Consider the following 14,244-nt stretch of genomic DNA (forward strand, 5'->3'; position numbering starts at 1 on the left):
TTGTTTTACTGAAAACAGTTATTCCTCCCGAAAAAGTTCTAATTGTGTTTGTTTCACTTCCTTTTGTTTTTCCGCAGATTTCAAAACTTCTAAACTTAATCTCATATCTAATCTTTTTTGTGATTCAATGATTTCTTGTACTGTCACAATCTGAATTTTATCTACAGGTTGACTCATATACCGACTTTGATATATTCCTGCTTCTTTTGCAGTTTTGATCATGTCTTTTGTCGGTGGTTTTAAGGTAATTCAAATCCCTAATGCTGCACTTTCTAGGGTTATTGTTCCCTGTAAATCTCTAATATCTCCAGATTTGACATTACCGGATTTTACTTGTAAAATTATCTTTTCTGGTTCGTTTTTGTCTCCTGTAAAATACGCTATTCCATCAATTCCTTTATCTGCTCCTTTTTTTTGATTAATGGTAGCACGATTATTAGTATAGGTTAAAATTGCCCAGTTCTCAAATTCTTTACGAGTGCGATCTTCTTTTTTTAATGCTAATGCTTCCGCAGATTTCATATCTTTGGGAATACCACTCATATTAATATTGTCTAATACTTGTTTTCCATAAGAGTCTTCTAATCTTTTGAGAATTAAACTAATACTTTGATAGGTAATATCAATTCTTATCCATTGACGATTTAATCTTTGTGATATAATTATCACCATAAAATAACTGATTGACCATAATTAATAATCTCAAAATTCAAATGTTTTAGCTATAAATAATATTTTACAATATGTCTAATTTAATGCTATAGAATTGTATAAAATTTTAATATTTTCCTGGTTGATGAGTTTAATAAATAAGTCAAAATCAAATTAAAATTGATAGATACCGGACTTCTTAAAGAAGTCGGGTATCTGGGTAAATGATATTAAATGATATTTACTTTTTAGGCCACCGCCAATTATACCGATTCCATTCATAAACACCGGGTATTTCATATTCACTACCATTAAAAAACCGAATTTGACAAATACTAAAACTGTCATTACTATTAACAACTTCATCAATTTTAATCACCATACAGGGAAACCATTCTTTTTGAGATAAATCATCTTCTGGTATCCATTCCCATAGTGCATTAGAAACTTCAATGCGATCGCCTATTTTCAGTTTTAATGCTTCTTCCAAATAAGCATACTTATCAAAATGATATGCTTGCACCCGATTTAACCACTGTAAACCATAACGTTGGCGAATAAACTGGACTTTTCCCGAATCTTGTGCTAAAAGCCAATCATTAAGTAATTGTACTTTCCAAGTGCGGTTTTGTGCTTCCTCTGCTTTGACAAACTCTAAAAACGCTTCTAACTCCTCTGGGGTGAGTTCATCCAAAGGGTTGTTAGTATCTGATAGCTTAGAAGTTAAGCTTCTCTGAATCTGTTCGACTACTTGCAGCAATATTTGTTTCTGCATATCAGTGAGAGGACAGTCAGCAGCATCACAACGACTAAATGCTGTTTGCAAGACTGCTTCAATCTCATCTGGATTCATAAGCTGGTGCAAAGAATGGTCTATTGATACAATTATTGCAAAATTAAATTCCACTCTCTCATTAAAAAATAGGGAATTTTCGGTAATTGGAAAATAAAAATTTTGTATACTTTTTGTAAATTTACTTTGTGTTTTATGCGATCGCACTCACTCAAGCTATCACTCAAGCTAATATTAATCTCTTGTTTATTAGTTTTCTGCTCTTGGGTTTTTACCTTACCTGCCCAAGCTTTAACACAAATTAAACTATCTGACTTATCATACCAAGATTGTCCACCAGAATTAGCGCAAGGTGCTGTTGTTAGCAATGGTTCAGGGTCTGCTAATTGCTTTATTGTCACTGGTAAAGCTGAAAACAGCACTTATAAAACAGTCTATGACGCAGATATCTACGGACGCATCTATGATGCTAACAATAACCCCATACTCCAAAACCGCACCCGTCTAGGTTCTATTCCTGAAGTACCACCAGGTGTTAGTAATTTTGAGTTAAGAATTTCTGTACCTGCAAACCAACCAACTCCATTACAACTCAAGCAATTTAAAGCATCTGGTTTTAGCGGTAAAGTGCGAAGATAAGAGGCAGGAGTCAGGAGTTATTGATTTTGGATTTTGGATTTTGGATTTTGGATTTTGGATTGTTTTTGTTAACTCCAATCTAAAATCTAAAATCTAAAATCTAAAATTTTCCTCCCTATTCCCTGCCTCCACGAAAAGACTTTTTCAGCAAATCCTATATTTTTACAATACATTCCCGGCTGATATCAGACCGGGTAATTACCGAAATGAGCAGAAATGATTTAAAATCCCTGGACTAAAGGAACAAGACCAGATATTAAACTACTAGCAACATTGAGTGCAAGGAAAGCTAGGATAGGCGAAAAATCCATACCACCCAATGGGGGGATAATTGAACGAAATAGATTAAGATAGGGGTCACTAATCTGGCTCAAGGCTGCAAATGGTTGGTTATACCAGTTGACTTGGGGAAACCAGGTTAATAAAACCCGAATGATTAGCAAAGAGCTATAGATAGTGATGAAAGTATTGAGAGTGTTAATCAGTAAATACATAGATGGGTTATTTTTGTGGTAAAAACCAAACGCTGTCTTATTTCTTGATTGTAATGGAGCTAATGTCATAGCGTCTGCAAATCACAGCGACATCTACCAAAATAGGTTTTTTGCTATGATATAGCCGTTGTTTAAGAGTCTTGGGACATAGAGCGTTCAGCGGTTGGAGATGAACTACCATTAACATTGCTCAACTGATTTCGCACATCATCAATTGTGGCATTGAGTTGAGCGATTTTATCTTCTAGCGATCGCCTTGCTGTTTCCATTTCCCAATCTTCACCACCAGCGGATCTCATCTGCCGTCTTCTTCTAGCTGGAACTTTACCCGCTGTCACAGAACCATTGTTAATTTCTATCTCTTCCTCTTCCACTGTATCCCGTCGAGATGCCAGCACAGCACCTAAAACGCCGCCAACTACACCGCCAACAATAGTTCCTAGTAAAAAACCACTGGCAAAACCATCTTTTTGACTCATATTTTCACCGCCTTGAACAAAGAAACCACAAGCAGCCAATTTTCAGCAATTTTATTAATTATCGAAACAATTGGGTCTAAAACCCCGCTTTTTCAGGTACAAAGTTTTTGCAGTGGGTGATTAATACCCATAACAAACACGGACTTCTGCCTTCTGCCTCCTGCCTTCGTCAAGTCCCAAAGATGCGATCGCCTGCATCTCCTAATCCCGGTACAATAAATCCCTGATCGTTAACCGTTTCATCAATGATGGCACTATAAACTGTTAAACCAGGATAAGCAGCACTCAATTTTTGCAAAGCTGGTGGTGCAGCTACCACACAAACAATCCGCGTTAACGCCGGATCAACACCCCTTTGTGTCAATTCTGCCATTGCTGTCATTATAGATCCTCCTGTTGCTAACATGGGATCGGTAATTAACACCCTGGTTTCTGGATCGAATTTCTCTGGTAGTTTATTCAAATAACAAGAGGGTTCTAAGGTTTCCTCATTTCGCACTAAACCCAAATGGTAAACTTTTGCTAAAGGTAATACTGTTTGCGCTCCCTCTAATAAGCCTAACCCAGCCCGGAGAATCGGTACAACTGCCACTGGTACTTGTGGATCAATAAATGTTGCTGCACAAGGCGCTAAGGGAGTATTAACTACCGTGTCTTGCGTTGGCAACCACTCTCTCGCTGCTTCATAAGTTAGCCATCTGCCTAACTCAGTGATGGCGGAGCGAAACAAAACCGAAGGCGTAGCAGCATCACGAGCTACCGCCAGCCAGTGTTTGATCAGGGGATGGGGTGGGACATAAACTAGCAATTGTTGTGTCATAGTTCAAAAAGCAGCCTGTCACTATCAAGGAACTGAACCACCATCATACTCTTTCCCGCCTGTGCATTGGTTAGATAGGCTCATTTATGGCTGTGGAAAATCTATGTATTTCCGGCATTTGTGCGATCTCCTTCAAATTATTGCCAAAAATTTTCATTAGTAGTTGACAGATATTCTCAATCAAGGATATATTATTTATAGTGTTCTCCTCTCTTTAAAGGATCGGCAAACGGGATTGGCCAGTAATAGCGGCTTGTCCCTCTTTTTTTCAGCTATCAGCAGTCAGCTATCAGCTTTCAGACAAATTAACAGATTCTAAGATTTACAAATTAAGAATTATAATTCATAATAAATTACCAATTACCAATTACCAATTACCAATTACCAATTACCAATTACCAATTACCAATTACCAATTAATTATGTTTGATGTGATTATTATCGGTGCTGGTATTGGGGGTTTAGTCACAGCCACCCAGTTAGCAGCTAAAGGTGCGAAAGTCCTGGTTTTAGAACGTTATTTAATTCCCGGTGGAAGTGCAGGTTATTTTCAACATCAAGGATATACTTTTGATGTTGGTGCTTCCATGATTTTTGGTTTTGGCAAAAAAGGAACAACCAACTTACTCACCCGTGCTTTAGATGCAGTCAATGTTCACTTAGAAACCATCCCTGATCCTGTTCAAATTCATTATCATTTACCTGATAATTTAGATATTAAAGTTGATCAAAATTACGAGAAATTTTTACAAAATTTAATTGCCTATTTTCCCCATGAAGAAAAAGGGATTCGCCAATTTTATAACGAATGTCAAAAAATATTTAATTGCCTAAATAGCATAGAATTGTTATCATTAGAAGAAATTGGTTATGTAATGCGAGTATTCTGGCAAAACCCCTTAGCTTGCTTAGGTTTAGCCCAATACTTACCGCAAAATGTCGGCGATATTGCCCGCAAATATATTAAAGATCCGTTATTATTAAAATTCATTGATATTGAATGTTATTGTTGGTCTGTAGTTCCTGCTAATATGACACCAATGATTAATGCAGGAATGGTATTTTCTGATCGTCATTATGGGGGAGTTAACTACCCTAAAGGTGGAGTGGGAAAAATTGCCCAAAAATTAGCAGAAGGTTTAGAAAAATGTGGTGGTAAAATTGAATATCAAGCCAGGGTGACAAAAATTCTCACTAAACAGGGTAAAGCTATTGGTGTACAATTAGCAACTGGTGAAGTTTATCATGCCAAGAAAATTGTATCTAATGCTACGCGCTGGGACACTTTTGAAAAATTACTACCAAAAGAACAAATACCACCTAATGAGAAAAATTGGCAGCAGAGATATCAAAAATCACCCAGTTTTTTAAGTTTGCATTTAGGGGTAGAAGCATCTGTATTATCTCAAGGTACAGAATGTCATCATATTATTTTAGAAGACTGGGAAAAAATGGAATCAGCAGCAGGGACGCTGTTTGTATCTATTCCTACATTACTAGATCCGAGTTTAGCCCCTACAGGATACCACATTATTCATGCTTTTACACCGGATTGGATTGATAATTGGCGGGGACTTTCTCCCAGTGAATATGCAGAAAAGAAAGAACAAGCAGCAGGGGAAATTATTGAAAGATTAGAGCGAATTTTCCCCGGTTTAGATGCGGGTATGGACTATATGGAAGTGGGAACACCCCTAACCCATCGGCGGTTTTTAAGCCGGGTTGATGGAACTTATGGACCAATACCCAGACGTAAGTTATGGGGTTTGTTGGGTATGCCTTTTAATCGTACCACCATACCTAATCTTTATTGTGTGGGTGATAGCACGTTTCCGGGTCAGGGTTTAAATGCTGTGGCGTTTTCTGGGTTTGCTTGCGCTCATCGTATTGCTGTAGATTTTGGAATATGACGAACCGCAGAGGCGCAGAGATCGCAGAGGTAAGATTTTTCAAGTTTACGGGTTTTATTCATCAAGATATTTTTGGATTTTTTAACCCTGTTCAGGAAACTCTAGTTACTTTCTTCTTCCTTGTTCTGTTAATAATAAATCCATCCATTCTCTATCTTCTTCAGATAAATCTGGAACGGGAGGAATATTATAATCTAAGGTTAAATCAAATCTTGCTTTTTCATATATTGCTAATAACAAAGTTTGGAGATTAACTTCTATTTCTGGTTCTGATTTTTGCAGAGGAATAGTAAAATTGGGAATGGTTTCTCTAACACTAAAAGGAAATAATTGAGCAGATGGTAAGCGGTGAGACCTAACAACTAAAATCCGATAATCTGTATCAGGAATATGGGTAATCATCGGCATTTTTTCACCAGTTCTGATTAAGTCAATTTCTACTAAATTAGTATCACTTTCAAATATTTTATCTCGTTTATCTAAATAAGACTTTCTTCCTTCTTTACTTTTTTTGTTTGTAGGAGAAAGCAGTTCAATTACAGTTACTACTTTACCTGTAGAAACTTCTCTAATTTCTAAATATCCTTCTTTGATTTCTAAAGGTGATGGTAATGTAACAGTAACAGATTTATTCTCTATTGTTGTTGCTAAAGTTGTGTTTGTAGTATTATCTGGTTTTTGATCTTGCTGTTTGACTGATAAAATAGAAACATCGGGAATACCAATTAAGAGAGAATCTTCACTATCAGTCCGATACGTGCGTTTTTCTATAGCTACACGATATTTTTGACTGAGGTGAGTTTCTATATTGTCTGCTATAGCTGTAATTAATCTATGATGTACCTCTGACCATAAATCAGGATTTTCTAAATAGGGATTCATCCCTGGAAATGGTGAAGTCATACATTTATCCTATAAAATTATTAGAGTTACTGTTTTATTATAGCATTTCTATGAAAGTAAGTATTATTATACAGCAGCTTGCATATCAATAAAGTACAGAATCTAAATTGAAACCTATACACACAGCTAGTTTTACTCCTGACTCCTGCTGTATATTGTAGGGTGTGTTAGGCACAGCGTAACGCACCCTAATGGAGTTTTATATTTAAACTAATTTGACTTTATTTGCTGCTATCTTCGCTTTTTCCCTCGCTGATTTTTCATCATTACTTTTTGCTAATGCTACTCCCATTCTTCTATAAGGATGTGCGGTTGGTTTACCAAATAATTTAATATCAACGTCTGTTTCTGCTAACGCATCAGCAACACCAGTAAATGCAATAGAATCTGATTTTTCAGAGGCTAAAATTACTGCACTTGCAGAATATCCTAATTGTTGAATGTTGGGAATAGGTAAACCTAAAATTGCTCGCAGATGTAATTCAAATTCATTCAAATTCTGAGAAATTAATGTCACCATTCCCGTATCATGGGGACGGGGTGAAAGTTCAGAAAAAATCACTTCATCTTTGGTGATGAAAAATTCAACACCAAAAATTCCTGCACCTCCTAAAGCATCAGTTACTTTTTTCGCTATTTCTTGAGCAGCTAATATTTTATCATCAGAAATACCCGCAGGTTGCCAAGATTCTTGATAATCTCCTCTTTCTTGTCTGTGGCCAATAGGAGGACAGAAAATAGTTTCTGCATCCCATTGTTTAATGGTAAGTAAAGTAATTTCAATTTCAAAATTGATAAATTCTTCAACTATGACTTTTTGACTGTCACCTCTAGAATTTTCAATTGCATAATTCCAAGCTTTTTCTACTTCTGTTCTATCATTAACTACAGATTGACCTTTTCCAGATGATGACATTACAGGTTTCACAACATTAGGAAAACCGATTTCTTCAGAAATAGCAATCAATTCTTCTAAGCTGACTGCATAACCATATTTAGCGGTTCTAATTCCTAATTCTTTATGTGCTAATTCTCGGATTCTATCACGGTTCATTGTGTAATTAGTTGCTGCTGCGGTGGGAATAACTGTAATTCCGCGTTGTTCAAATTCCTGTAGTTTTTCAGTTCTAATGGCTTCGATTTCTGGGATAATAAAATCTGGTTTGTGTTTACTAACTACCGCTTCTAAATCTTCTGCACTGAGCATAGAAATTACTTCTGAACAGTCAGCAACTTGCATTGCGGGAGCGTTTGCATAACGATCAACTGCGATGACATAATTACCTAAGCGTTGTGCAGCAATGACAAATTCTTTTCCTAGTTCTCCTGAACCGAGTAACATGAGTTTTTGGGGTAGTTGCAGTGATTTTTTCATGAGTTAAACTTGGTCGGTTTTGATATTTTGATCTTTTAAGATAATAAACTATTTAGATACACAATTTTTGAGAGGGGATTTGAATTTTTTAAATTGTCTGAATCAGGATTTACAGGATTTGAGGATTTACAGGATGTTATTGATAAATTGATGGTTTGATTTTATGTCTTTATTTTGTCTGAATCAGGATTTACAGGATTTGAGGATTTACAGGATATTATTGATAAATTGATGGTTTGATTTTATGTCTTTATTTTGTCTGAATCAGGATGTCCAGGATTTGAGGATTTACAGGATATTATTGATAAATTGATGGTTTGATTTTATGTCTTGATTTTGTCTGAATCAGGATGTCCAGGATGTGAGGATTTACAGGATGTTTTTGATTGTTGATCGTGTTAATACTTATGGAGTGTGTTATGATCACGGACATAATCAATCATCACCCTATTTATGCTACAACCAGGAAAAGCATTAAAACAACGTCCCCAATATGTGATAGAAACAGAAATTGGTGTTGGGGGTTTTGGTGTTACTTATAAAGCTAAACATCAAGATTTGAATTTTCCCGTTGTTATTAAAACTCCTAATAGTCGGTTGTGTAGAGATGCTAATTATCCTAAATTTGTGGAAGGTTTTCGCAAGGAAGGAAGAAGATTAGCCGATATTACCCAATTTCATCATCCTAATATTGTCAGAATTATAGATTTTTTTGAAGAGGATAATTTACCTTGTTTAGTGATGGATTTTGTGAAGGGTGAAAATTTATATAATTTAGTACAAGAAAAAGGGATTTTATCAGAATCTATCGCTATTAATTATATTAAACAAATTGCTTACGCTTTATCTCTTTGTCATGAAAATGGCATTATTCACCGGGACGCACATCCTGGAAATATGATATTAAGAGAAAATAGCAATACTGTAGTTTTAATAGATTTTGGTTTAGCGGGAAATGTGAATAGTCAAAGTATTAACCAAGCTGCTAATTTAGCTTTTGCACCTTGGGAACAAATGTTAGAAACGGAAAAATCAGCAAGTATAGATGTTTATACTTTAGCTGCTTCTTTGTTTTATTTGGTGACTGGAGATACTCCCACACCTTGTTTAGCCAGGAAGATGTTAAATAATGATTTAATAGAACCAAAAAGGATAAATTCACGGATTAGTGATAGGTTAAATCAAGCAATTATTCAAGGTTTGGAATTAGAACCTAAAAACCGTCCGCAAAGTATGAAGGAATGGGTAGGTTTATTTCCTGGTTTAAGTAGTGGGAATAATGGTAATGAGGTAGAATTAAAATCAGATGTAGGGATGGATTATAGGAAACTGCGTGATTTACTCAAAGCTGGAAAATGGAAAGAAGCGGATGAGGAAACAGCAAGGGTAATGTTAGCAGTTGCAAAACGGGAAGAAAAAGGTTGGTTAGATATTTACAGCATTGATAATTTTCCCTGTACAGACCTGCGAACAATTGACCAATTGTGGGTAAAATACAGTGATGGTAGATTTGGGTTTTCTGTTCAGAAACGCATTTATCAGGGTTTAGGCGGAACGGGAGAATATAACGGAGATATCTGGCAAAAGTTCGGAGACAAGGTAGGATGGAGAAAAGGATTCCAGTGGTTGTACTACAAGTATGGTACTTTTGACAAAAAAGCACCCGAAGGCCACCTCCCGGTGAAGTGGAATTGGGGGGTGTTTGTGTGGCTGTTCTTCTCTCGCGTCGAGACTTGTAGATTGTAGTCTGTAAAGGTTACAAAAAATTATTAAGTCTGAATCAGGATAACCAGGATTAAAGGATGTACAGGATGGTAATTTTTAGATTGTTTGTTGCTGATGAAAGTTGTATTTGTCAGAATCAGGATAACCAGGATTAAAGGATTTACAGGATGTTATTTTGTAGTCAAAGATCCCCGACTTCTGAGATAATTTATCTGTGAAATGAGAAGATTAATCAAAACAGTCAGGGATCTAAATTTTACATTTGCCTTACTCAACTTATCCTGATTTAGACACAACTAAAAATATGATATAATATCAGAAATTATCTCTAAGCAAATTATCAAACATGAAGACCTTAGAACTACGTGAACAAATTGCAGAATATGTGGATCAACTTTCAGAAGAGAAACTATTAGTAGCAGTTGATTTTCTAGCATATTTAGCAAGTAAAGAAGATGACGCAACAGAAGAACTATTAAAAATTGCCGGATTTAAACAAGAATTTGCTAATGCCGTCAAAAATGTACAACAAGGAAAGGTAATTTCAGTTGACAAACTCCAGCGAAAATATTAATTACACTGTAGTTATTAGTATTGATGCACAGGAGTTTTTTGAATCTGCTTCTGGTGCTTTACAAAAAAAATTAGATCGGTGTTTTGAACAATTAAAAGTTGATCCTCGTAATTATCCAAATATCAAACCATTAAAGTTTTAGCAAACACTCCGCCGTAATTAGTAAATTTGGCGAACTTTTTGCCCGAACTGGTAAAATTGATCCTAAATTTCATCGTTATTTAATTGATGCAGAACAAATCCGTTTAAAGGGAGATTATGATCGTTCTGAACGTTTAAGTCCTGAAGATGCAAAATTACTAATTGAAAGATCGGAAGAGTTGTTAGAATTAGTAGACTATTTATAAATAGCAAAAATTACAGCATATTTCATATCCGTGAGGTACAAACTCAAATCATAAAACCCTTGTGGAACAGGCATCCTGCCTGTTAACCTTGTACCTCATTTACCTCGAAACTGCTGTAAATCAACATTCGTTAAAAAAATCAAAAATCATTGAACGCAGATGAACACAGATAAATAATGATAAAATATTTATCATCAACTAACCTAAAACGGACATGGTTCAAACCCCTATCAAACCCCTAACCCTTGAGGAATTTCTCAAATTACCAGAAACAAAACCAGCAAGTGAATTTATTAACGGTGAAATCATTCAAAAACCCATGCCTCAAGGAAAACATAGCACAGTTCAGCTTGACCTCGGTTCTAATATTAACCTAGCACTAAAACCCCAGCATATCGCCCGCGCATACTCTGAATTACGCTGTACCTTTGGTGGTAGATCCATTGTACCAGATATTGCCGTTTTCACTTGGGAACGCATTCCCCGCGATGAAAATGGTGAAGTTGCTAATACCTTTACTATCCCTCCTGACTGGACAATTGAAATACTTTCTCCTGAACAAAGTCAAACTAAAGTAGTTAGAAATATTCTTCATTGTCTTCAATATGGTACTCAAATGGGTTGGTTAATTGATCCTGAAGAAAAATTAATTTTTGTTTATTTTGCTGATCAACGTATTCTATTATTTGAATTAGAAACAGATAGCTTACCTGTTCCAGCTTTGGCAGAGTCATTTAATCTCACTGTAGGTCAACTTTTTAGTTGGTTAAATGAATAGAAGTTTAATATATTGTTGAGATGTGAAGATTTTTGTATTATAGGAAATAACGTATTTGGGAAAAATTCACTATGCCTAAAATTACCCTAGAAATATCAGAAGAACTATCTCAAAAAATAGCACAAATAGGAATAGATACCTTACCAGAACTCCTAGCTGTAAGTCTACAAAAACCATTAATACCAACACAAGTTTACCAATATATCCTTAATTTTATTGCCAGCAACCCTACTCCACAAGAAATTGCTGAATTTAAACCCACACCGCAAATGCAAGAAAGGTTACGTATTTTACTAACACGCAGTAAAGCAGGTGAAATTACACCTAGTGAGGTACAAGAGTTAGATGAATATGAACGCATTGAACACTTAATGGTGATGATTAAATCTGGTAATTTATATTATTTAAAGAGTTAAAGTGAGTAAATCATACATCTCGGCTACACTCCGCCGCTTAGTAGAAGAACGTGCAAATTATCAATGTGAGTATTAGTTAAATTGTTGCAAATGAATAGCGAAGAAAGATTATCTGAACGCAAAAAATTAAATTTATCATAGTAAGTATAAATAAAACAAAAACATGCAAAAACATCCTGTAAATCCTCAAATCCTGGACATCCTGATTCAGACAAATAAACAACTTATTTACCAATACAAAACCTACTAAAAATCCGATCTAAAACTGATTCCGTCACCTCCTCACCCGTAATTTCTCCTAACGCATAAATCGCACCTCTTAAATCAATAGTCCAAAAATCTAAAGGTAATTGATTTTTAATAGTTTCTTGCACCTGTGCTAAATCAATCTTCGCTTTTGTTAATGCTGCTGCTTGTCTTTGATTAATAGCTAAATCCATATTAGCAGCTTCCACATTTCCAGTTTCCACACTTTCCAAAATCGCAGCTTCCAAATCATCAATACCCTGATTTTTCGCAGCAGCAGTTTCAATTTTAGATTTTGGATTTTGGATTTTAGATTTCAGAGTTTCTTTTTCTGTTTCGGAAATGAGATCAATTTTATTAATTACTAATATTAAAGGACGGTGTTTTACCTGTTCATAAATTTCTTGATCTGCATCTGTCCAACCCACAGAACCATCAATAGTAAATAATACTAAATCAGCATTATTCGCAGCTTGACGCGATCGCTCTACCCCTATTTTCTCTACCTGATCTGCTGTTTCTCTAATACCCGCAGTATCCAAAACCTGTACAGGTATTCCCCCCACAACTAACTGAGATTCTACCACATCACGGGTTGTACCAGGTAAGTCCGTAACGATAGCGCGATCGCTCTGACTCCAAGCATTTAATAAACTCGATTTTCCCACATTAGGACGACCAACAATAGCAACTTTTAACCCAGTTCTTAACAATTCACCTTTATCTTTTGTGGCTAATAATTTATTAATTGCTAAACTAATTTGATCAATTTCATTAATGATTCTTTGTTCATCTAAAGGTGGTAAATCTTCCTCAAAATCAATCCTCGCTTCAATTTCTGCTAAAATATCTAAACAATTATTGCGTAAATTTCTAATCGGTTGCGCTAATTTTCCCCGTAAACCTGCTAAAGCTGTTTGTGCTGCTTGGGGAGATTTTGCACCAACTAAATCTGCAATACTTTCCGCTTGGGTTAAATCCAATCTACCATTTAAAAACGCTCTTAATGTAAATTCTCCTGGTTGCGCTAACCTTGCACCATTTTCTAAACATAGTTGCAATACTTGTTGCACGGCCATAATTCCCCCGTGACAATGGAACTCTACCACATCTTCACGGGTAAAAGAACGGGGAGCTTTCATGATCAATAATAAAGCTTCATCAATAATTTGCTTTGTTTGGGGTTGACGGATAAAACCATAAAGGATGCGGTGACTTTCCCACACCTGCTTTCCTGGTGCATAAAATAGAGTTTGGGCGATCGCCATTGCATGATCACCAGAAACCCGCACAATACCTACACTACCTTGTTGGGGGACAACAGCAGTAGCAATAGCAGCGATCGTTCCAGTATGAGTTAATAATTCAGACATAGGAATTTAGATAACAAGTGACAGGTCATAGGAAGAATAACTTCAACCATACAAACTTAATAGTAATATTTATCTAAAGGTTAATAACGCCGTACTTGAGAGAGGAATTTACTGTGGAGCAAACAATTAACTGTGCTGAAGCTTGCGTGAACGGTTGCATTTTAGGCGATAAATGTCCCAATATTGAGTTTAGAGAAGCAACTTCCAAATTTATTGAAGAGACTTCTTTAGATAAAATGCTAGAAATGGCAGAAGAAAGACTCCGCAAAAAAATGATGGAACCACCAAAATGGGTATTTCCAGAAGATCCTTAATTTCCTAGTTCTTGAAACTTCCTGGACAAGCAAATGCAATAACGAATTTCATACTATTAATAATCATCTATAGTGGCAGTATCTAATAACTATTGCCACTAATTATTAGTAAATTTTATTAGTAAATTTCTACATACCCAGTTGCTTCTATGTAAGGTGAACTATCACTAATTGCACCATTTTTAAACTAATTATCCCTAACCTAATTTACTTCTTTCTGAAGGTCAGGTACAAAATATCAAAAACCCCTCTTGATATCAAAAGAGAGGTTTTATGATATAATATTAGCCCTGGCATCGAGCTATTGTGACAGAGGGCAACCCCTCAACTATCGTCGCCGCAGCAGCGTTTCACCTCTGAGTTCGGGAAGGGATCAGTGTGGTTCCACCGCGCCATAGACACCAGGA

General features: G+C 35.9%; 18 protein-coding genes and 1 rRNA gene. 9 read left to right on the forward strand and 10 right to left on the reverse strand.

Translation table 11 applies throughout. The features are described from left to right. Nucleotides 1–18 precede the first annotated feature (18 nt). The 3 genes from IQ237_RS26225 to IQ237_RS09215 form a co-directional block, all read right to left on the reverse strand. Complete coding sequence (locus tag IQ237_RS26225; protein ID WP_228019915.1) at nt 19–222, reverse strand: hypothetical protein; 204 nt, start codon at nt 220–222, stop codon at nt 19–21. 27 nt (nt 223–249) lie between these two features. After that, nucleotides 250–672, reverse strand: coding sequence for a restriction endonuclease (locus IQ237_RS26230; RefSeq protein ID WP_228019918.1), 423 nt, complete (start codon nt 670–672; stop codon nt 250–252). A gap of 220 nt (nt 673–892) precedes the next feature. Then, the gene (locus IQ237_RS09215; protein WP_194054334.1) at nt 893–1,504 is read right to left on the reverse strand and encodes a hypothetical protein; all 612 of its coding nucleotides are present in this window, start codon (nt 1,502–1,504) and stop codon (nt 893–895) included. 135 nt (nt 1,505–1,639) lie between these two features. On the opposite strand from IQ237_RS09215, the gene IQ237_RS09220 reads away from it, so the two are divergent. Next, entirely contained in the window at nt 1,640–2,083 is a 444-nt protein-coding gene (locus tag IQ237_RS09220; protein WP_137666650.1) for a biotin carboxylase, read from the forward strand. Between the two features lie 221 nt (nt 2,084–2,304). On the opposite strand, the gene IQ237_RS09225 is transcribed toward IQ237_RS09220, so the two are convergent. From IQ237_RS09225 to upp, 3 genes are all read right to left on the reverse strand, one after another. Beyond that, a complete protein-coding gene (locus IQ237_RS09225) occupies nt 2,305–2,577 on the reverse strand; it encodes a YggT family protein (protein WP_096571285.1) in 273 nt (90 codons plus the stop codon). Between the two features lie 131 nt (nt 2,578–2,708). After that, nucleotides 2,709–3,056: a hypothetical protein gene (locus tag IQ237_RS09230; protein WP_194054336.1), complete on the reverse strand. Its 348-nt coding sequence runs from the start codon at nt 3,054–3,056 to the stop codon at nt 2,709–2,711. 169 nt (nt 3,057–3,225) lie between these two features. After that, a complete protein-coding gene (upp, locus tag IQ237_RS09235) occupies nt 3,226–3,876 on the reverse strand; it encodes a uracil phosphoribosyltransferase (protein WP_194054338.1) in 651 nt (216 codons plus the stop codon). A 422-nt stretch (nt 3,877–4,298) separates the two neighbouring features. On the opposite strand from upp, the gene crtH reads away from it, so the two are divergent. Further along, nucleotides 4,299–5,786 (forward strand): carotenoid isomerase, encoded by a 1,488-nt coding sequence (crtH, locus tag IQ237_RS09240; protein WP_194054366.1) that lies wholly within the window; start codon nt 4,299–4,301, stop codon nt 5,784–5,786. Between the two features lie 105 nt (nt 5,787–5,891). Here crtH and IQ237_RS09245 read toward each other — a convergent pair whose 3' ends face one another. Both IQ237_RS09245 and purT read right to left on the reverse strand, forming a co-directional pair. Further along, the gene (locus IQ237_RS09245) at nt 5,892–6,689 is read right to left on the reverse strand and encodes a DUF4058 family protein (RefSeq protein WP_194054340.1); all 798 of its coding nucleotides are present in this window, start codon (nt 6,687–6,689) and stop codon (nt 5,892–5,894) included. A 205-nt stretch (nt 6,690–6,894) separates the two neighbouring features. After that, nucleotides 6,895–8,064 (reverse strand): formate-dependent phosphoribosylglycinamide formyltransferase, encoded by a 1,170-nt coding sequence (purT, locus tag IQ237_RS09250; protein WP_194054342.1) that lies wholly within the window; start codon nt 8,062–8,064, stop codon nt 6,895–6,897. A 453-nt stretch (nt 8,065–8,517) separates the two neighbouring features. Between purT and IQ237_RS09255 the strand changes: the two genes are divergently transcribed. From IQ237_RS09255 to IQ237_RS09280, 6 genes are all read left to right on the forward strand, one after another. Continuing rightward, nucleotides 8,518–9,810: a serine/threonine-protein kinase gene (locus IQ237_RS09255; protein ID WP_194054344.1), complete on the forward strand. Its 1,293-nt coding sequence runs from the start codon at nt 8,518–8,520 to the stop codon at nt 9,808–9,810. Nucleotides 9,811–10,135: 325 nt separating this feature from the next. Further along, a complete protein-coding gene (locus tag IQ237_RS09260) occupies nt 10,136–10,363 on the forward strand; it encodes a hypothetical protein (protein ID WP_194054345.1) in 228 nt (75 codons plus the stop codon). Further along, nucleotides 10,338–10,505, forward strand: coding sequence for a type II toxin-antitoxin system RelE/ParE family toxin (locus IQ237_RS09265; protein ID WP_194054347.1), 168 nt, complete (start codon nt 10,338–10,340; stop codon nt 10,503–10,505). Before IQ237_RS09260 ends, IQ237_RS09265 begins: the two co-directional genes overlap by 26 nt. Nucleotides 10,506–10,560: 55 nt before the next feature. Further along, entirely contained in the window at nt 10,561–10,710 is a 150-nt protein-coding gene (locus IQ237_RS27020; RefSeq protein ID WP_375539903.1) for a hypothetical protein, read from the forward strand. A gap of 214 nt (nt 10,711–10,924) precedes the next feature. Then, complete coding sequence (locus IQ237_RS09275) at nt 10,925–11,488, forward strand: Uma2 family endonuclease (protein ID WP_194054349.1); 564 nt, start codon at nt 10,925–10,927, stop codon at nt 11,486–11,488. A gap of 71 nt (nt 11,489–11,559) precedes the next feature. Further along, nucleotides 11,560–11,904 (forward strand): hypothetical protein, encoded by a 345-nt coding sequence (locus IQ237_RS09280; protein ID WP_194054351.1) that lies wholly within the window; start codon nt 11,560–11,562, stop codon nt 11,902–11,904. A gap of 224 nt (nt 11,905–12,128) precedes the next feature. Here IQ237_RS09280 and mnmE read toward each other — a convergent pair whose 3' ends face one another. Then, a complete protein-coding gene (gene mnmE / locus IQ237_RS09285; RefSeq protein WP_194054353.1) occupies nt 12,129–13,523 on the reverse strand; it encodes a tRNA uridine-5-carboxymethylaminomethyl(34) synthesis GTPase MnmE in 1,395 nt (464 codons plus the stop codon). 113 nt (nt 13,524–13,636) lie between these two features. On the opposite strand from mnmE, the gene IQ237_RS09290 reads away from it, so the two are divergent. Beyond that, nucleotides 13,637–13,837, forward strand: a complete 201-nt coding sequence (locus IQ237_RS09290; RefSeq protein WP_194054355.1) for a hypothetical protein — start codon at nt 13,637–13,639, stop codon at nt 13,835–13,837. Between the two features lie 288 nt (nt 13,838–14,125). Here IQ237_RS09290 and rrf read toward each other — a convergent pair. Then, nucleotides 14,126–14,243 (reverse strand): 5S ribosomal RNA (rrf, locus tag IQ237_RS09295). Between the last annotated feature and the right edge of the window lies 1 nt (nt 14,244).

Origin of the sequence: Sphaerospermopsis sp. LEGE 08334 (assembly GCF_015207205.1) — a bacterium.
Lineage (GTDB): Bacteria > Cyanobacteriota > Cyanobacteriia > Cyanobacteriales > Nostocaceae > Sphaerospermopsis.